Below are 20083 nucleotides of genomic sequence, written 5' to 3' on the forward strand. Positions count from 1 at the left end.
TGTGCCACATTTTTAAACTGGCTGAAAAACAGATGGTTGCTATATTTAAGGTAGGGTACAGCTTTATCATCAAGTAGAAGGGAGTTTATTGCTTGCAAAATGTGCTGATTCAAGTGTTTGGCTTGCTAGTCGCTGCCGTATTATTTGTTTGGTTCTTCAAACGAATTGGTTTACCACCTATTCTTGCTTATCTTGCCACCGGCGTGTTGGCGGGGAGTCATGGTATTGGCTGGATGGCGCAAAGCCACGAAATGCACTTTGTTGCCGAACTTGGCATTGTATTTTTACTGTTTAGCTTAGGGCTTGAGTTTTCGTTGCCGCGTTTAATGGCAATGCGAAATATTGTTTTTGGCCTTGGCTCCTTGCAGGTCGTGGTGACCAGCATTGTATTTATGCTGATTTTACTGCTGTTAGAGCACAGCCTTTTAAATAGCTTTACCATTGCCAGTTTAATGGCGCTGTCTTCAACGGCGGTGGTGGTTAAGTTACTTAAAGAGTCTGGAGATTTAAACCAGCGCCGCGGCCAGTTGGCAATAGGGGTGTTGCTATTTCAAGATATTGCCGTTGTCCCTCTACTCATTGTTTACCCTTTACTAGCACAAAGTGGCTCTGAAGAAATTGCTGGAGCATTGGCTTTTGCACTCACTAAAGGCGCTTTAGTGTGTATTTTATTGTTCGGCATAGGTAAATGGATTTTGCCTAAAGTGTTTAGTGAAATAGCGCTGGTAAGAACCGATGAGCTATTCATGCTAACGACTTTATTGGTTGCCTTGTTTGCCGCAGGCCTGACTTACCTATTTGGTTTATCGATGGCGTTAGGCGCCTTTTTAGCCGGCATGATGTTAGGAGAAAGCCATTATCGTCACCAACTAGAAGCCGATATTAGACCGTTTCGCGATATATTAATGGGGCTCTTTTTTGTTACCGTCGGTATGCAGTTAGATGTGCTCTATGTACTTAATAGTTGGTACTGGATCATCGCGGTATTAATTGGTTTATTGCTATTTAAAATTGCGGTGCTCGCTATTTCTGCGCAAGTGATGGGGGAGCGTAAGCAAGATGCGGTTTCGGCGGGCATTATGCTTTGGCAAATGGGGGAATTTGGCTTTGTGTTAATTGCACTTGCTTCGCAGCACTTGCTGATAAGCTCAGAGCAAGCTTCGTTTTTAATAGCAGTTGGCGTGCTTTCAATGGCGTTAACGCCTTACCTTATTGAAAAAACACCGCTTATTCTTAAAAAACTTGGCCTTTTAAGCCATGCAGGGCAATACTGGCAGCAGCCTGCGACAAGTAGCCCCTTGTATCAAAATCATATTGTGATCTGTGGCTTTTCTCGTGTTGGGCAAACCGTTGCGCGTTTTTTAAAACCAGAAGCTATTGAATACGTAGCGGTTGAGAGCAACCCCATCTTATTGCAAGAAGCAAAAGCGGCTGGTGAGCCAGTTATTTTTGGCCATGTAAATCAAAAAGATATTTTAAAATCAGCGGGTGTAGAGCGGGCAAGGCTAGTCATTATTACTTTTACTGATTTTGAGCAAACACAAATAGTCGTTGATGCCATCAAGCAAATAGCTCCTGACGTGAAAATACTGGTACGGATGCGCGATGATACCGAAATGGAAACGCTTAAAGAGCTTGGTGTTACTGAGGTAGTGCCTGAAACACTCGAAGCAAGCCTAATGTTGGTTTCGCATGTGCTTTATATGTCTGGCGTGCCGATGACACGGATCATACGCCGAGTAAGTAAAGAGCGGCGTAATCGTTATAAGTTTTTAAATGGCTTTTTCACTGGCGATAAACTCGATGGCGAAGAGGCAAGTTCAGATAGGCTTGAGTATTTACATGTTATAGCTCTGCCAGAACACGCTTATGCGGTTAATCAGAAAATTAGTGAGCTTAAACTTGAGCAGCGCCGTGTGTCGGTTAGAGCGCTGCGCCGACAAGACCGAGAAATTGACGCACCTTCATCACAAACCATTTTATTGGCAGGCGATATTTTAGTGTTGCAAGGCAAGCCTCGCCGAGTAGAGCGGGTAGAAAGGTTTTTACTCGATGGTATGGAGTAGCTTTTAGCTACTTCAGCTCTAAGAATTTACGAATTTCAGGTAGCTTTTTAAGGCCATCTTGGTAGCCAATTTCAATGAGCTTTTGGGTATAACGTTTTTCAAACAGTAAGTAGCTCGTTAAACTTGATTGCGAGCGTTTCTTCACGCCTATCATGCGTAGTAACAGTTTGATTGCCATAGGCATGTCATCATAAAACTGAGCTGCGATTGCATTAAAGTTTTGCGATGGGTTGATCACGCAAGTTTCGATTTGTTTTAACTCTTGGTGTTTGTCGCGGGCAGGTAACAGGCTCAGCGTGCGATTGATACGCTGTAAACGCTCTAAATCAGACTGTAGCGTGTCGGTAAAGACGCTATCAAGTAAGTGACCGGCAATATTAGAAAGGCCCGGGTAATGAGGCTGGTAACCCGGTGGGTGCAATTCTTTTGGTTCATCAACACCAATAATAAAGATTTTTTCAGCACCTAAGTGAACCGACGGACTCAGTGGCGAAAGTTGGTGAATAGAGCCGTCGCCAAAATAGTGGTTATAAACATTCACGCTCGGGAACACCATCGGAATAGCGCTCGATGCCATTAAGTGCTCAACATTAATGCGGGTTGCTTGCCCTTCACGCTTTGCTCTGCGCCACGGCTTTTGTGTCAGTGACTGAAAAAATGCTACAGAGTCACCCGTTGTATAGCTCGAAGCAGTAATTGATACTGCATCTAGGTAGTTTTTATGTAAATTCCGTTCGATACGCGATAAATCGAGTATTTCGTGCAACAGTTTTCTCAGCGGTTTATTGTTCAGTAAACTCGCTGGTGGGTGATTAATATGTTCAGATTGAAAACTCGTAAGCATGTTGCGAGTAATATGCAAAAACACACTTAAAAAGTCGCTTTTATAAACCTGAGAAGTCGAAAAATTCTTCCACACCCATTCAAGTTTTTTGCATGCTAAATGCGCACAGGATGCATAACATGCTAACGCTGCGGAATTAATTGCGCCAGCTGATGTCCCATTAATAATAGTAAAGGGCAGTGGGGCTGTACGAGGCATGCTTTGCGTTATCGCTTTAAGCACACCAACTTGATAAGCCGCTCGCGCGCCACCACCTGTTAGTAATAAAGCGATTTTAGAGTGTTGTGTTTTTTTTAACTTACTGCTCATGGTTGCATTTAAATAGTTGTGCGTCTTTACTTTATTTATCAACTGTAAGTCTTTAAGCTAGAAGAAGCAAAGATTAGCTCAAGGCTAAATGGTTTTTTCGTATTTTTATCTGTTTTATTTTTAAGGGAGTGTCTATGTCAGAGCATTCGTCAGAACCTGAAGTACAAAAGGGTTCATCAAATAACAACCTGATTTTTGCGGTGGTTGTGCTTATTCTTGTTGCTGGTGTGGCAGCGTTTATTTTATTGAAGCCTGAAGATAAACCAGTACAAGTTGTTGAAGACATTGTTGCAGAAGAAGCGCCAGTTGTTGAGTATCAAGAGCCTGAACCAGAACCTGCAGTGACAGAGCCTGAGCCAGAACCAGTTGTAGTCGATACTGCACCAGAGCGCACTCCAGAGCCAGTTCCAGAAGTTGAGCCACTACCAACGTTAAATGAAAGCGATGAAGTGGTTGTTGCTCGTATGGATGAGTTACTAAGTGACCAAGTGATGAGCTTAATGGTGACCGATGACCTTATTCGTCGTGGTGTTGTGTATGTTGATAACATCGCAAAAGGTAAAGTGGCATTAAGCCATGCACCTGTTGAGCGTCCTAAAGAGTCGTTTAAAGTTATTGAGGGCGACATTTTAACAATCGACCCAAATAGCTATGAGCGCTATACGCCGTACGTAAAATTATTTACCAGCCTTAGCGCTGCTCAAGTTATTCGTATGTACGATGAATACAAACCACTTATCAACGAAGCTTATGCAGAAATTGGCTACGAAGGTGATGCATTCACTGGCACGCTAGAAGAGGCAATTGACGTACTGCTTGATACGCCAGAGCCAAAAGGTGATATGCCACTTGTTCGCAACTCAGTTACGTATCAATATGCTTACTCTGAGTGGGAAAACCTACCTGATGCGCAAAAACAATTACTGCGTATGGGCCCAGAAAATATGAAAAAAGTGAAAGCTGCATTACGCAACATTAAAGCTAAACTTGAAAAGTAAGCGATAACCCCCTTAATTACAGTGCGATTGTATACCAAGTATGCAATCGCACTTTCTTTTTCGAATACCCCTTGAATAACAGGCTAAAAGTAGAGATAATCCCTCCCGCGCCAAACAAGGCCCTCAATGGTAGTCTTATTGGTCCTCTCGCAACACTAGCAGGTGAACCTGGTCAGGCCCGGAAGGGAGCAGCCACAGCGTGTGACGTGTGTGCCGAGATGCGGCTGGTAAGACTGCCACCCAAAATCTTCTTTGGGTGTTGTTTGAAGTATAAGTCTGCAAATTTGTATCAAAACCCTGCATAAAATTTGAATAATAATCCTGCATAGTCTAATTTTAGATCATCTCACATCGTTGGTGATGATTATGATAAGGCGTAAACTAAAGCACTCCAGAGTCAAGAATCTCTATAAGTTTGCAAGTCAAAAGATTAATGCTACTTGTTTAGTTGAGTCATCTTTAGAATTCGATGCATGCTTTCACTTTGAATACTCTCGTGAAATTAAAACCTTTGAAGCACAACCGCTAGGGTTTGAATATGAGTTTGAGGGTAGAATTTGCCGTTACACGCCTGACTTTTTGATTACGCATGATGAGAACTCGCAAAAATTTATTGAAATTAAGCCTTACAGTAAAATAGCGAACCCTGAATTTAGAGCACGTTTTGCGCAAAAACAGTTGATTGCCAAAGAACAAATAGGCATTGAACTAATATTAGTCACCGACAAGCAAATTTGTGTTTATCCCGCCTTAGACAATTTAAAGCTGCTCCATCGTTATTCGGGATTTCAGTCTTTAACCGACCTTCAGCTTTCCATTATTCAGTTACTCAGCCAGTGGCGAAAACTGACTATTCAAGATTTGGTGAGGACCCTGAAAGCCTCCATTGGTGAAGTACTTGCCTCTGTATATCGTTTATTGTCTCTAGGCAGTGTTAATTCAGACTTAAACACAGAACTTACTTTAGAGTCGGTGATTTGGGCTGATGAAGTTTGAAGACGAGTTTAGCTTTGAAGAAGCACCGCAAAAGTTAGCTGAGACCGCTAAACCGGAAGAGCATAAATATCAAGATCGTGATTTAGAATCACTACCCAAGGAAGTGCAGGAAGCTACACTTGCTCGACTTAAATACGTCAAGTGGCTTAAACAGCGTTTAATTGGTGGTTGGACACAAAAAAACTTAGTGCCACTACTTGCTGAAATGCCTGAATTTCAAGGACAAGAAAAACCAAAGTGGCGCACGGTTGCTGGTTGGCACTCGGGCTATATTAAAGCTGAAGAAGACATTCATGCTTTGATCCCAAAGTATCACCGCAAGGGCAACCGCAAACCTCGCACCGATACAGACAAATTTTTTGAACTTGCTCTTACTCGTTACCTTACGAAAGAGATCCCAAATGTTGCATCTGCACACCGTTTTTATTGCGACCAAATTGTTTTAGAAAATGACAAGGTGCTAGGTGAGCCACTAAAACCACTCACCTATAAAGCGTTTAAAAACCGCATTGATAATCTACCTCAGTATGAGGTGATGCTTGAACGCTATGGTAAACGCTTAGCCGATATTGAATATAGTAAAGTGATGAGCCATAAAAGACCCACTAGAGTGCTTGAACGTGTTGAAATAGACCATACACCACTGGATCTCATTCTATTGGACGATGAGCTTGATGTGCCACTGGGGAGACCAACCTTAACCTTGCTCATTGATGTTTATAGCCACTGCGTTGTTGGTTTCTATCTTGGTTTTCAGAGCCCATGCTATGATGCTGTGCGCAGAGCTATCAGTCATGCGATGAAGCCAAAAAGCTATCTTAAAAGTATTTATCCAGAAATCGTAAATGAATGGCTATGTTGTGGAAAAATAGAAACTTTAGTGGTTGATAATGGTGCTGAATTTTGGTGCCAGTCGTTAGAGCTTGCGTGTGAAGAGGTCGGAATAAATATTAGTTATAACCCAGTTGGCAAACCTTGGCTTAAGCCCTTCGTTGAGCAGTTTTTTAAAACCATTAACGAAATGATGCTTTCATCATTTCCCGGTAAAACATTCTCTAACATGCTCGCAAGGCACGATTATAACCCGAAAAAGGATGCCATATTGCGTTTTGGCACCTTTACGATGTTGTTTCATAAGTGGATTGTTGATGTATATCACAAGACCCCTGATGCGAGATTTCGGTACATCCCCTATGAAGACTGGAACAAGGGGTTTGCTTTACTGCCTCCAGCTCAACTAACAGAACAAGATATAGACAAGCTTGATGTTGTTATGTGCATGGCTAAAGAGAAAACATTGCGCAAGGGGGGGATTAAGAATCTACATATTAACTACGACAGTGACGAACTCTCTTTATACCGTAAGCAGTACAGCTCCAAAAAGAGTATAAAGGTTAAAGTTAAAATAAACCCAGATGATCTGTCGTATTTGTACGTCTACTTAGACGCGCTAGAGCACTATATAAAAGTGCCAAGCATTGACCCCGAGGGCTACACAATGGGTTTGTCGCTGATCAGGCATAAAATCCATCTTAAGTTTCATAAAGACTATATTCAAGGCAAAGTTGAGCTATTGGGGCTTGCCAAGGCGCGGCAATTTATAGATGAGCGAGTGAAAGAAGAGGCCCGGCAGCTTAAAAACGTAGGATCAAAAATTAAGGTTACTGGCACCAAAGCAATTGCTCGGGTGCAGGGCATAGATAATACTCAAGTTAAATCCATTGCTAAAACGCCCGAAACAAAGCAAGCAGAACCAACCCCAGCTGACACTAAGCCTAAAGAAGACGAAGGTAGCTGGGATGACTTTATCTCAGATCTTGATGGGTATTGATTATGCTGACCGATCAACAAAAAGAAAGGCTAAATGAATTTCGCAATGTATTTATTGAATACCCAATAATAACCACTGTATTTAACGATTTCGACAGGTTAAGACTTGGTAAAGGGTTAGCAGGTGAAAAGCCTTGCATGCTTTTAAATGGCGATACAGGCACAGGCAAAACAGCACTAATAAAACAGTATAAAGAACGCCATTTACCGCAATTTATTAATGGAGTGGTGAATCATCCTGTATTAGTAAGCCGCATACCCAGCAACCCGACACTAGAATCCACTTTAGCTGAGCTTCTAAAAGACTTAGGGCAAGTAGGCAGCACAGAGCGAAAACTACGAATGAACGGCACAAGGTTAACGTCATCATTAATAAAGTGCCTAAAAACGTGTGGCACAGAGCTTATAATTATTGATGAGTTTCAAGAACTGATTGAGCACAACCAAGGTAAAAAACGCCGAGAGATTGCTAATCGATTAAAATATATTAATGACGAAGCGGGTGTATCAATTGTATTGGTAGGAATGCCGTGGGCAGAAAAAATAGCAGACGAGCCGCAGTGGTCATCGCGTTTATTAGTGAGGCGGCAGCTGCCTTATTTTAAGTTATCAGAAAATCCAAAGCATTTTGTACAACTAATAATTGGCCTAGCCAACCGCATGCCATTTACCGAAAAGCCAAATTTAAGTGAGCAAGCAACAGTATTTGCTTTGTTCTCATTATCAAAAGGCTGTTTTAGAACACTCAAATACTTTTTAGATGATGCCGTACTTTACGCATTAATAGACAACGCGAAAACCCTCACAGCCCAGCATTTAGTTAAAGCATTTGAAGTACTGTTTCCTGATGTATCAAACTTATTTACCTTGCCCGTTTCAGAAATCACAGCCAGTGAAGTCGAGCGCTATTCACTATACAAACCTGAAAGCGACCAAGACGAAGACCCGTTTATAGCGACTAAGTTTACTGATCGAATGCCTATTAGTCAGTTGTTGAAGAAGTGAGCTGCGAAGATGTAAAAGCATTAATGTTTAACTTTAGCTTGTTTAAATAGGATGACATTAAAAATTAATAGCTTTAATTCACATACTAGTTTGCATTTAGCAAATAAGAAGCTGTAAGGAGCCTATGGAAAACTACATAAACTTAAACAGAGCTTAGTTTATTATCTGTGATACATTATTAGTACTAGCGTTTGAATGTTTTATATGGAAATTCTTATGTACATCAAAAAGGTAACAATCAACAACTACCGCAACTTTCGATCTTTTGTAGCCCAGCTTCAGCAGCTAACAGTTGTCATTGGTGAAAACGATACTGGTAAGACGAACTTTTTCACTGCACTTTCATTACCGTTAAGCGGCAACCAAATAGACTTCAACCATAAGCGTTTGAGTGTTTCTGACATTAACAAAGATGCTGTTATTGATTTTTTGACGTCTGTAGTTAATGAAGAGGCAGAAGAGAACCAACTTCAGAAGATCCCTAAAGTATCAGTAACCGTTGAGTTCGCTGATCCGAAAGATGCTTATGAAACAGCACTGTTGGCTAAGTGGATTGTTGCGGGTGATGAAGAAACTTACAAAATCAGATATGACTTTAAGCCTAAAAGTGACAAGGACTTACTTGATCTCGTGAAGAAATCACTCGCTGGTAAGACTTTGGATGATATTAACTGGTTTACTCTACCCGTTGAGATATACGACTACCAAATAGTATCTGTGAACAACGAAAAGCCTATCGCATACAGCGACTTAAAACATGTCAGCGTCCATAGTATCAATGCCGAGCGAGATGACTTCTCAGAAAGCAGCTCAATGAAGTCTAATAGTATCTTCACAAAGCTGCTTATGAACACACTAGACGATGACGACAAAGGTCAGATCAACACAGCCTACTCTGAGTTCTTTAGTGCTATTGAAAAGACTGAAACATTCGATAAAGTCATTGGAACTAATGAAGACTTTGAGAATTACGACAGTATTATCAAACAGCTTGAGTGCACTCCTAACCTGCCTAACTTGAAGAACATTTTATCGAACATCACTTTGAGATATGGTAATGAATTTCTGTACCAAAAAGGCTTGGGACAACGAAACCTGATCTATATACTCATTCTTTTTGCTTACTACAAGTCATGTGGTGATACATTTAACTTATGCTGTATAGAAGAACCAGAAGCACACTTGAGCGTTAACAATCTTCGTTTAGTTAGAGACTTTATTGAGAAAAGCTCAAGTAAAAGTGGATCGCTTGTACAAACTATCATTTCTTCCCATAACCCATCGATTATCAATAAGTTGAAGATCTCTAATGTCTTGGCTTTCACGGGTGAGAAAGCTATTAGTCTGTCCGATACTCCAACTAAACTAGTGAACTACCTAAGAAAGAGACCTAATTTCGACATTCTAAAGTTGCTGTTCGCAAACAAAGTCATTCTCGTAGAGGGGCCGACTGAAGAAATGCTGATCAGCACTTATTTGTCTAAACAGCCAGCCCTCAGCGACATTGATATTATTCCGATCGGTCAACGTGGTTACGCCACTTTCTTAGATATATGGCTCGCCTTGAACAAAGATAACCAGAACAAAAAAATTGGTATTATCCGTGATTATGATAATTCAGATGCAGCTAAAGCCAGACACGATGCTTATGACACTGCGCACGCGAACGTCACTGTTAGAACAACGACAAATTACACACTTGAAATTGATTTAGTCGAAGCAGAAGATAATTTAGCTTTGCTAAATGGTCTATTCAAAATGGATGGCGGCCTAGACGAAGTCTCCGGTCACATGATAGATGGTAAAACAGCAAGAATGCTTGATGTCTGTGATGCGATGGTTGATGAAGAGAAACCACTGGATATCAAGTTGCCGGCCCACATCGCTGAGATTATCAGGGAACTGTCATGATAGAAATACAGATTGCTGGTGCAGGTGCTGGGAAAACTTATGGCTTAGCAAAAACTTTGATAGACCATACCAAAGCTTGTACTAGTCACAAAAAGACATTTGCACTGACATACACCAATACTGCAACAGCAAAGATAGAGCAAGAGATAATCAAACAACATGGCTTTATTCCATCGAATCTCTATATACAGACAGTACATAGCTTTTTGTTGAATGAAATCATCTATCCATTTTCATCATTTACTCTTGGTGACGTCTATAACGATACATCAATAATGAGCTTACCTCCTCCGAAGTACAAAAATAGCCTTTTTGCACGACTAAGAAAGATGAATGTTATTCATGCTGATAATGTATACAATATTGCCAAACAAATAGTTGATGAAACAATTAGCAAGCACAGTAACAAGGCTAAGAAAGCAAAAGTCCGCAGACTATTGGCTATTCTAAAGAGTTGCTTTGATAAGATATTCATCGACGAAGTCCAAGATTTAGATAAAGATGCACTCCGCTTTTTCGAGGTTCTAGGTAGCAACGATATTGACATGTATATGATTGGAGACCCGAAGCAAGCAATCAAGTTCCCCCAAGATCTTGATACTTTTGTCAAAACAGTAGCCCCAAAAGAATACGCGACCATACTACCGATCAACAATCAAACCAGACGAGTACCCACAGAAATTCTAGCAGTTTCAAATAGCTTCTGTTATGAAGAACAGCAACAAGAGTCGTTATCAGAAGTGATTGGGGAGCTTATGTTTATAGAATCAACAGATGAACGCTACGACAAGGTACTAGAGGGTTACATAGCTACAAAACAACTTGTTTGTATCGAAAAAAAGAATGGTCGCTATACAACTTCGTCTAAACACAAACAATCATTTCCACGAGACATTGAGGAAATGATTCGTGAGTCTAATCACAAGAAAGACAAAATGCTGTTTGTGAAAGCTGCTTTTATCGACTTTATGAGTAATGTCACCGAAGTCGGAGCTAGAGTAGCTATTAGCAGGCTAAGATCTCGACACTCATTAACTTTTGATAAATCTCACTTAGCTCAGCTATATGAACTTTGCGACAAGCTCAAAAACGATGATGTGCAGTATACTGTCCAAAGTATTGAGTCTATTAAAGGGTTGGAAGCAGAAACCTGCTTATTAATACTAAGCCCCAATACGCTGAAATATTTAACAAAAGAAAAACTTAGCCAAGCTAGTCACTTCAATAAAGAATGGAAAAAAATCTATGTAGCCCTTACCCGAGCGAAAAAAAGGCTAGTGTTAGCTTTGGATCATGAGCTTTTGGCTGGTTATGATATGGATGCAGTTCGCGATTCTTTGGGCGCATTGGGATTCGTCAATCATGATTAAGCACCAATCTAAATCACTTTATCTAGACGAGTGTTAGAGCTACCGGTCGTCGATCACTCATTTGAGCCTGTCAGGCGAAGTTCAAATCAATTCATCTAATCGTTTTCAGATGGTTCTTTACAATTTATGAATAACTCTCAAAATACTCGAGAGACGCTCTTTTCACTAGCTTTGCTTTTAGTTGAGCTTGTTGTAACTTATGAGAGCTAGGCTCAGGAAATGATAACCACTTATAAGGGTAGCTTCCTTTTCTAAACAACCTGCAAAGTACCGCAGAGTTAGGCACTGGCTTAAAATTACGTAACGCATTGTCACTAAATGGGAAGAGTATGTATAGCTTATTACCTTCTTTTCCTTTTTTGCTCAGTATTTGACACGTCGCCAATATATACTCATTAGTGTCTATAATTACATTGAAGTGGTTGAAGCTCCAAGATTCAGCATTGAGCACTTTCGCTTGTAATTTGTACTCTCTGGCCCCGATAAATGTGGTAAATGGCAGCTCTTTTGCGGGTAAACCAATAGTGTTATTTCTAGTTAAGTTATTAATTGCTTGCTTGGTTACTTTCTTTCTACGTTCAACTTCTTGCTCTAATGCTCGTTGGGCAGCGATCCGTTCAGCTTCTATCTCTTTTTCTATCTCATTTTTGAGTGCATCATCACACCAGCTATAAATCCAATTTGAGTAAAGCTCTATATTACGAAGTGCATCAATGACAGTTTCTATGGGCTGCTCAATGAATTGAGATAGGTCGACTTCTAATGTTGGTACTTTATTGTTTTTTAGAAAACTTACTTTCTCATCGCTACATTCAGCAGTGACTTTAACTTCAATGAATATTCTTCCCAGCGATGTTTCCAGTTCAACATCCATTTTGTATCTATCTAACGGCGACTCTACCGAGCCTCGTAGTATTTTGACGAGTTTTGGAGGTCGTACTTTGGTTTTACTCATGTGTTTACATTTAACGGAAGGAAGTAATATTTGTTCTTGAGCGACTAGATATTCTTGCGCAAACCTGTGTAGAGCTGTCATTAAGCAGGATCGTTTCTCAGGCTTTGAGGTGTGCGCAAATGAGTGTGCTTTTATTTTCCCTCCATTGCGTGCAATTAAAGGGTCATTACATGCGATACAAAAACAGTTACATGCTTTACCATTTTTGACGTTATTTATTGAAACAACCTTTCCAGAAGCATCACTAGCAAAAACAAGCATAAAATCCCTTTTAACTCATAAATATATAGTTTAAGACATTACTAATTAAGTGTACATTTAAAAACTAAAATATCCTTAGTACACTTGTGGGTTGGATACTAAGAGAATCTTAGCAAGATATAACTTATAGCTAAGGTTCTTATGGAAACTCCCACACCTTTACGCCTAAAATCTGCAAGAAAAGCAGTTGGCCTTACTCAGCAACAGCTTGGTATGGCATTAGGAATGGAGCCAAACACGGCAAGTGCTCGCATGAACCAATACGAAAAGGGCAAACACGCTCCTGATTTTTTAACAATGAAACGCATCGCTGGAGAGCTAGATGTACCAGTCGCTTACTTTTATTGTGAAGAAGATGTTTTATCTGAATTAATTTGCGAGCTTGGAAGGTTGAGTAGTACTGACCAAAAAGAATTGTTAATGAAACTTAAGGAAAAGTAAATGTCTACAAAATGTAAACCTAGTAATGAAAACCAAAGTGGTGGTAACCCAAGTGATGGTAAACCAAATAAATCAGATCTATGGGATATAATTAAACGCTATGATTCGTACATTGCCACAATTAATTTTAAAAGCGGTCTAATTACAACGTTTAACTTTGGTGTTTTTGCTGGCTTGTTAGTTAAAGCCTCGGAATTACTACCTGATTCAGGATTCTATTTGTGGGCTATTTCTTTAAACCTAGTTCTAATAGCCTTGTGTAGTATGCTTAGTATTTTCTTTGTAATGAATAGCATAAAACCCAAGCTAGATAGCTCGAATAAACCTAGTTCTGTTATCTTTTTTGGTTCAGTGGCTGACTCTGATCGAGTGGATTACATAGATAAATTTAAAAGCACGGATGCGGATGCCTTTTTAGAGGATATTTCAGGACAAGTTCACGAGGTCGCTGTCATCACTAAGAGTAAATTTAATAGCTTAGGTAGAGCAACGAAAACCACTAAGGCAAATCTGTATCTATTATCAATTCTTTTCATATTAATAGTTTCAGACACATTAGGGATCACATTATGTCAAAGCTAAAAGGAGCCTACGGGTCAGTAGAAGAAATTTTAAAGAAAAGTTTTGATAGAGAGAGAAGCTCATCTAAGCTTTTTGAAAGTGTTCAAAAAGGAAATAGTTTTTCATTAGACTCATTGAGTTCTGAAAGCTATCAAACTGGCCTAGAAGCGGCTTCTTCTATCCTAAGTAGCAACAAGCAACTACCACAAGAGCAACAATTTGGAATACAAGAGAGTATTCGGAAAGCTTTTGGTAAAAAGGGGATAAAAGAATCAAAAATAGGTGGGCATCCTGATTTTGATTATTTAGCTGACACTGATGCACTAAAAAATGGTTTTAATGTCTCGTTATTTATAGATATTAAAGGTTCGACTAAATTAGGAGTGACTTATTCTGCGGAAACAGTTTTTTTAATCAAAAATGCAATTATCAGGGCTGCTATTGAGACAATCCAAGCATTTGATGGTCATGTACACAGAATTATGGGTGATGCCGTACTTGCTTTTTTTAGAAGTAATAAGAAGGCTAGAAATGCTGCTATTGATGCTATTAATTGTGGTACTTATATAGTTCAAGTGATGAATGAAGTTGTAAAGCCATATTTTGAAGATCAAGGTATTGAAGATGACGTTGGCATTCGAATAGGTATAGATTATGGCGAAAAAGAAAATGTTATATGGGGTATGTATGGTTATTCAGGAGCTTCTGAAGTTACAGCCACATCTTTCTATGTTGATATTGCAGCAAAGTTACAGCAAAGAGCTCCTAAAAATAGAGTTCTATTGGGGCAATCAATTAAAGAGTTATTAGATTTACCTGAAGATATTTTGGAAATAAGGCATGTTCAATCTAAAGGCGAAAGGGTAAAAAAAGAGTTTGTTGAACCAAATTATCTAGATGCTGATGGCAATCGAATTAATTACAAGCAATATTTACTCAACCATGAAAAATATGTAGCTTTGTTACCAAGCCCTGCAACAGACAATTTTTTAGAGAATATAAAAATAACTGCATGCTTAAAAGATAATAAGAGCGCTCCAACAAAGTTTACTTACTTTCCATGTGCAGAAGTAATAAAGAAGTCTTTAGGTATAGACTTTAAAGTTAATTTTAAGCTGCCTCAACAAGAATTAAACACTGAAGTCTTTGTAAAATTTAGAGTGAAAAATACTGGTAATGAAGCCAAAGAAGCAGCTGAAAATTCGGGTAATCATGAGACACTTGTCCTAGCTCAGACTCTTGATGGATGTAATTTTAAAGCAAAGCAATGGGAAGATGCGCGTTATCTAGGGCTTCACTTTATGTATGTTTCTGTCTTAGATAAAAATAAAAAAGTTTTATTGGGGGAGGAGTGCTTTGGAATTTACATTGGTGATCCTCTTTTAGAAATTGATTAAGTATTTAATTTTGACTATCGAATTAATTTAACCTAAACCTAAACTAAGATTTTCTTAGTTTAGGTTGGCGATGCATTTTTTAGTTCAAACAAAACCTTTCCCAGATGAGGCGCTTGAAAGCTATTTACTAAGACTTGCAAGGAATAACTCATACCATGGCTATAGTGAGCTTGCTGATATTTTGTGGCAATGGCTTGCAGAGCAAGATCATGAGCTCGAAGGTGCATTGCCGTTAGAGCTAAACAAGGTTGATGTTTATCATGCTAGGCAAGCAAGTAGCTTTAGAATAAGAGCACTCAAGTTAGTAGCCCAATTAGCAGATGTTAATGCTGGTGACATTCTTGAGCTTGCATGTCGGCGCAGCAACTTTAAATTTGGCAACCTAGCAGCAGTAAGCCGTAATGAACTGACTATTCCCCTCGAACTACTTCGCACTGAGAACATACCTGTTTGTATTGAATGCTTGTCTGAGTCTTCATATATTCCTTTTTATTGGCATTTAAAGCCCTATAAAGCGTGCCATAAACATAAAACACAATTGACTACACAATGTGGTGAATGCCATAACTTAATTGATTACAGAGCTTCTGAGGCGCTTTTAGAGTGCGGTTGTAGCTGTAAACTAACCTGTAGTGAACAGTTAAACGATGCAGACTTTAAAATTGCATCTGCGCTTGTAAGTAATAACAGCCAAAAAATTGCGGGGTTAATATCGTGGTTTGCGAAAGTTAAACAACTTGATGTAGGCGATGCAGACTTTAATCGAGCTTTTGTTGATTACTTTAGTACTTGGCCTGATGGGTTTACGGCTGAATTAGATTTACTCACAAACAATGCGCGGCTCAAACAACTTAACCCTCTTAATAAAACTAAGCTCAACTCAGTTTATGCCGATTTGATCCGTGATGCTCAAAGAGCCGCAACAAGTAACCGTAAAAACATAGTTCTTGATGAGATTATTAATTACTTTGTCGAATTAGTTGATAGTAACCCTAAATCTAAACATCCAAATATTGCTGATTTACTGCTTTGTACTTTTGATACCGCAGTATTATTAAACACCACCACAGAGCAGGTTTATAGGCTTCATCAAGAAGGCTTTTTAAACTGTGCTTACCCACAAAAAAAGCACGAACAGCTCAGAGCTGATAGCCATGTATTTTATTTACGTCAAGTGTTCGAGCTACAGCAAGCATTCGCAGCTGAAAGACCTCAAACAAAAAAACAATTTATAGCGCCGTGGTAATTTATGAACTTACAAGATGCATTTGCAATTGAATCACCAAAAGAAAAAACCACAACACTTAGAAAATTGTTTGCGCCATATACACCTCATGTTGCGGTAGATGGCCTTGAAGAACAAGCGCTGACAGTGCTCATTAACCTAGTTTATAAGCGAAGTGAGATTGATGATTTAACAAGTGTAAGAGCCGCTAAAAGTGTATTAGGTGATGAAGTACTATTTAGTAAGTGCATTAACGAGGTTAAATGGTTTCATACTCATAATTTAAAATACCCCGATATACGCGTAAGCCATCAGCGTTTAATTAGTAAGGTTGTAAGTGAAGATATTGCAGGTATTTGCAGTCGGTCATTACCGTTGAGTTTTGGTTGGTCGCACAACAGTGCTGAAATTAATCATGCAAAGCTATTTTTAACCTCATTTATTTGGCAAGGTAAAGTGACTTGTTTAGCAAAGTTATTAATTACTGAAGAGCCAGTTTGGATTGATTTAATCAGAGCATACGGGTACACAAAAAAGGTGGTTTTAGACATCGCGGGTAAAATAAAACAACAATTGCCTGTGGCAGAGCTCCCATTGGAAATAAGCTCTTTTTCAATACAATTACAAATGCCATACCTGCAATGCTACCTTGCGGTTACGCCTGTAGTAAGTCACGCAATGCAAGCTAAAATTCAGCAACTCACTACAGAGCGTAAATTAAACTCTGGTCTAGTTGAGCACTCAAGGCCAGCCAATGTAGGCGATTTAGCAAGCTCAGTTGGCGGGAATATAAGAGTGTTGCGCTACTTCCCTAAAACAAATTCTAAGGCTGTTAACCGCTCTAAAGTAGCCAATAATGATATTGAGAAAGCATTTAAAGTTCGTGCGCTATTAAGCAGTCAATTTCAAGAGGCACTTTTGGTGCTGGTAGGTATTAAGCAGTTTAATACGTTAAGGCAAAAGCGATTAGCGCGAGTCGCTGCTATTAGACAAGTACGTGTTAGCTTGCAGTTATGGCTTGATAACATTCTTGAAGCTAAAAATAACGTTCAAGAGCAAGCTTACCCTGAGTGGGCAAAGCATTACTTAGATCAGACTATTACTAACTGTATTAGCCAATTTAGTAACATATTAAATGAAAGCCTCAGTTCTTTGAGCAAACTTAAACGCTTTGCGTATCACCCTAACTTAATGGGGCTGTTTAAAGCGCAATTAAACTATGTATTCACTCACTGTGCAGCTGAAGAAGAAACATTAAATGATGAGCAGATAGTGTATGTACATTGCCAAGATATGCGAGTGTTTGATGCTGAGGCAATGGCTAATCCGTATATTCAAGGTATGCCGTCACTTACTGCTTTAAATGGGCTTGCCCATAACTTTGAGCGTAAGCTAAAAAACTTTATAGACCCTTCAATTAAGTGTATTGGCAGTGCTATTTACATTGAAAACTATCAATTACATACAGGTAAACCATTACCTGAGCCGAGCAAGTTAAAACAAGTTGTAGGGCGTAGTCATGTAATAAGATCAGGAATTATCGATAAACCTAAATGTGACATAACACTCGATTTAGTATTTAGGCTTTTCGTACCAAATGAAGAGATACTTAATAAGTTAAATAGCCAGCTTATAAAGCCCGCACTACCATCTACTTATGCGGGCGGGACTATGCATCCACCTTCGTTATATCAAAATATAGACTGGTGCCGTTTATATACTAAGCCTAGTGAGCTGTTTAAAGATTTAAAGGCAAAACCGTCAAATGGCAGTTGGTTGTACCCTTCAAAAAAAGTAGTCAAAAGTTTTGAACAATTGATAGATGCCCTTAACGGGAACTTTAATTTAAGACCTGCTGCAATTGGCTTTGCTGCGCTTGAAGAGCCCGTAAAGCGAGATGCAACATTACATGAATATCATTGTTATGTAGAGCCCGTAATTGGGCTTTTGGAGTGTGTTATCAATACATCAGTAAAGTACGCAGGCGCTAAGCAGTTTTTTCATGACGCATTTTGGGTTATGGATGTTCAAAAAGAGTCTATGCTTATGAAAAAGTCTAAGTTTGAGTATGAATAATGCAATTACCTCGGCACTTAAGTTACACGCGCTCACTCTCACCCAGTAAAGCGGTTTTTTTTTATAAAACACCGGAGTCTGATTTTGAACCGCTACAAATAGAGCAAAATAAATTAGTTGGGCAAAAGTCAGGGTTTAGCGATGCGTATCAAAAGCAAAGTGTGGCTAAAAATTTAGCGCCACAAGATCTAGCTTTTGGAAACCCTCAAACAATTGATGTGTGCTACGTGCCCCCAACAGTAAATGAGTTATTTTGTCGTTTTTCACTCAGAGTTGAGGCTAATAGTAATGAGCCTCATGTTTGTGATGACCCTAAAGTTATTTATTGGTTAAAACGGTTCTTTGAAACTTACAAAAAGCACAATGGCCTTAATGAAGTTGCGATTCGCTATGCTAAAAATATACTGATGGGCAACTGGCTTTGGCGTAACCGTCAATCACCGAATGTTGATATTGAAATTCTCACAGAACATTCAGCCCCAATTATTGTTGAAGGTGCACAAAAGCTAAAATGGCAAGGCAATTGGCAACATAATCAAACAGCATTAATAACGTTATCAGAGGCTATTCAAGAAGGGCTTAGCAACCCTCAAAATTATTGTTATTTAGACATAACCGCAAAAATTAAAAATGCATTTAGCCAAGAAGTTCACCCTAGTCAAAAGTTTGCAGATAATGTTGAACAGGGCATGTCATCTAAACAGCTTGCTTACACCCAAATGGGTGATAAAAAAGCAGCATGTTTAAACTCACAAAAAGTAGGGGCTGCGATTCAAACTATTGATGATTGGTATGAGGGAGGTTACAAACCTTTACGCACTCACGAGTATGGCGCAGATAAGCAAATATTAGTTGCACATAGAACACCTAAGAGCCATTCAGACTTTTATTCATTACTCCCGCGTATTGCTTTGCATATTAAGCACATGGAAAAGCATGGTTTAGATCAAAGTGAAGAATCAAACGTGATTCACTTTATTGCAGCAGTGTTGATTAAAGGTGGCTTGTTCCAAAGGAGTAAAGTTTGAAGCGCTATTATTTTACTATTACCTATTTACCCAAAAATTGTGATGTAAGCCTTCTTGCAGGCCGTTGCATTGGCATTTTGCATGGGTTTATGAGTTCACGTGAAATTAGTAATATAGGTGTGTGTTTTCCTAAATGGAACGATCAAAACATAGGCGAGCAAATTTCGTTTGTATCGACAGATAAAAAGCAATTAACCAACTTATCTCAGCAAAGCTATTTTGAGATGATGGCTCATGATAAGTTATTTTACTTATCAAAAATATTCGAAGTACCAACAAACCAAAGTGATGTAATGTTTGTTCGCAACCAGTCAATAGCTAAAGCATTTGTTGGCGAAAAGCAAAGGCGGTTAAAACGCGCTAAAAAGCGAGCTGAAGCGAGAGGCGAAGTTTACACTCCTGAATATAAATTTGAGGCAAAGGACATAGGTCACTTTCACTCAATACCTGTATCAAGCAAAGGAAACGGGAATAATTTTATACTTCATATACAAAAAATTGAAAAAGCTGAACCCATGCATAATCACTTTAACAATTATGGCTTTGCTACTAACCAAGAATTCCAAGGAACAGTTCCAAATTTAATCCCCTTTTAATTTTTCAGTTAAGTGAATTGTCTGAAAATCAGAGGGCTAAGATATTTATCTAGAAAGAAGGTAAATTCTAAAAAAGTTAAGTAAGCATTTGGCATAAATAGGAATTATTACTATTGTTTATAGTGTACTGCCGAGTAGGCAGCTGAGAAATCAGTCAGGGTTTTGGATCTGGGAAGATAAAGGTGTACTGCCGAGTAGGCAGCTGAGAAAAGGC

General features: G+C 39.2%; 16 protein-coding genes and 1 other RNA gene. 15 read left to right on the forward strand and 2 right to left on the reverse strand.

The genetic code is table 11. The features are described 5' to 3' along the window. The first annotated feature begins 92 nt into the window (after positions 1–92). A complete protein-coding gene (locus PASHI_RS20845; protein WP_062566896.1) occupies positions 93–2066 on the forward strand; it encodes a monovalent cation:proton antiporter family protein in 1974 nt (657 codons plus the stop codon). A 7-nt stretch (positions 2067–2073) separates the two neighbouring features. Here PASHI_RS20845 and PASHI_RS20850 read toward each other — a convergent pair whose 3' ends face one another. Beyond that, positions 2074–3219, reverse strand: a complete 1146-nt coding sequence (locus PASHI_RS20850) for a patatin-like phospholipase family protein (RefSeq protein ID WP_062566897.1) — start codon at positions 3217–3219, stop codon at positions 2074–2076. A 134-nt stretch (positions 3220–3353) separates the two neighbouring features. Here PASHI_RS20850 and PASHI_RS20855 point away from each other — a divergent pair, with 134 nt between their 5' ends. The 7 genes from PASHI_RS20855 (at position 3354) to PASHI_RS20885 (ending at position 11329) form a co-directional block, all read left to right on the forward strand. Beyond that, the gene (locus PASHI_RS20855) at positions 3354–4217 is read left to right on the forward strand and encodes a DUF3014 domain-containing protein (RefSeq protein ID WP_062566898.1); all 864 of its coding nucleotides are present in this window, start codon (positions 3354–3356) and stop codon (positions 4215–4217) included. Between the two features lie 136 nt (positions 4218–4353). Then, an RNA gene (gene ffs / locus PASHI_RS20860) (signal recognition particle sRNA small type) lies at positions 4354–4450 on the forward strand. A 133-nt stretch (positions 4451–4583) separates the two neighbouring features. Further along, complete coding sequence (locus PASHI_RS20865; protein ID WP_062566899.1) at positions 4584–5213, forward strand: TnsA endonuclease N-terminal domain-containing protein; 630 nt, start codon at positions 4584–4586, stop codon at positions 5211–5213. After that, the gene (locus tag PASHI_RS20870; protein WP_062566900.1) at positions 5203–7044 is read left to right on the forward strand and encodes a Mu transposase C-terminal domain-containing protein; all 1842 of its coding nucleotides are present in this window, start codon (positions 5203–5205) and stop codon (positions 7042–7044) included. The genes PASHI_RS20865 and PASHI_RS20870 overlap by 11 nt, the downstream gene beginning before the upstream one ends. Positions 7045–7046: 2 nt before the next feature. Further along, entirely contained in the window at positions 7047–8048 is a 1002-nt protein-coding gene (locus PASHI_RS20875) for a TniB family NTP-binding protein (protein WP_062566901.1), read from the forward strand. Between the two features lie 216 nt (positions 8049–8264). Continuing rightward, the gene (locus PASHI_RS20880; protein ID WP_062566902.1) at positions 8265–9959 is read left to right on the forward strand and encodes an ATP-dependent nuclease; all 1695 of its coding nucleotides are present in this window, start codon (positions 8265–8267) and stop codon (positions 9957–9959) included. Further along, positions 9956–11329 (forward strand): UvrD-helicase domain-containing protein, encoded by a 1374-nt coding sequence (locus PASHI_RS20885; protein ID WP_062566903.1) that lies wholly within the window; start codon positions 9956–9958, stop codon positions 11327–11329. The genes PASHI_RS20880 and PASHI_RS20885 overlap by 4 nt, the downstream gene beginning before the upstream one ends. Before the next feature lie 124 nt (positions 11330–11453). Here PASHI_RS20885 and PASHI_RS20890 read toward each other — a convergent pair whose 3' ends face one another. After that, positions 11454–12545: a hypothetical protein gene (locus PASHI_RS20890; protein WP_062566904.1), complete on the reverse strand. Its 1092-nt coding sequence runs from the start codon at positions 12543–12545 to the stop codon at positions 11454–11456. A 141-nt stretch (positions 12546–12686) separates the two neighbouring features. Here PASHI_RS20890 and PASHI_RS20895 point away from each other — a divergent pair, with 141 nt between their 5' ends. The 7 genes from PASHI_RS20895 to cas6f all read left to right on the forward strand — a co-directional run bounded on the left by PASHI_RS20895 (position 12687) and on the right by cas6f (position 19869). Further along, positions 12687–12986: a helix-turn-helix domain-containing protein gene (locus PASHI_RS20895; RefSeq protein WP_062566905.1), complete on the forward strand. Its 300-nt coding sequence runs from the start codon at positions 12687–12689 to the stop codon at positions 12984–12986. Beyond that, complete coding sequence (locus PASHI_RS20900) at positions 12987–13568, forward strand: Pycsar system effector family protein (RefSeq protein ID WP_062566906.1); 582 nt, start codon at positions 12987–12989, stop codon at positions 13566–13568. Next, a complete protein-coding gene (locus tag PASHI_RS20905; RefSeq protein WP_062566907.1) occupies positions 13556–14944 on the forward strand; it encodes a nucleotide-binding domain-containing protein in 1389 nt (462 codons plus the stop codon). Before PASHI_RS20900 ends, PASHI_RS20905 begins: the two co-directional genes overlap by 13 nt. A gap of 70 nt (positions 14945–15014) precedes the next feature. After that, on the forward strand, positions 15015–16190 hold the full coding sequence (locus PASHI_RS20910; RefSeq protein WP_062566908.1) for a TniQ family protein: 1176 nt from the start codon (positions 15015–15017) through the stop codon (positions 16188–16190). Positions 16191–16193: 3 nt separating this feature from the next. Continuing rightward, entirely contained in the window at positions 16194–18245 is a 2052-nt protein-coding gene (locus PASHI_RS20915) for a type I-F CRISPR-associated protein Csy2 (RefSeq protein ID WP_062566909.1), read from the forward strand. Beyond that, positions 18245–19273: a type I-F CRISPR-associated protein Csy3 gene (csy3, locus tag PASHI_RS20920; protein ID WP_062566910.1), complete on the forward strand. Its 1029-nt coding sequence runs from the start codon at positions 18245–18247 to the stop codon at positions 19271–19273. Before PASHI_RS20915 ends, csy3 begins: the two co-directional genes overlap by 1 nt. Continuing rightward, positions 19270–19869, forward strand: a complete 600-nt coding sequence (gene cas6f, locus PASHI_RS20925; protein ID WP_062566911.1) for a type I-F CRISPR-associated endoribonuclease Cas6/Csy4 — start codon at positions 19270–19272, stop codon at positions 19867–19869. The genes csy3 and cas6f overlap by 4 nt, the downstream gene beginning before the upstream one ends. The last annotated feature ends 214 nt before the right edge of the window (positions 19870–20083 follow it).

Origin of the sequence: Pseudoalteromonas shioyasakiensis (genome assembly GCF_001550135.1) — a bacterium.
Taxonomy (GTDB): domain Bacteria; phylum Pseudomonadota; class Gammaproteobacteria; order Enterobacterales; family Alteromonadaceae; genus Pseudoalteromonas; species Pseudoalteromonas shioyasakiensis.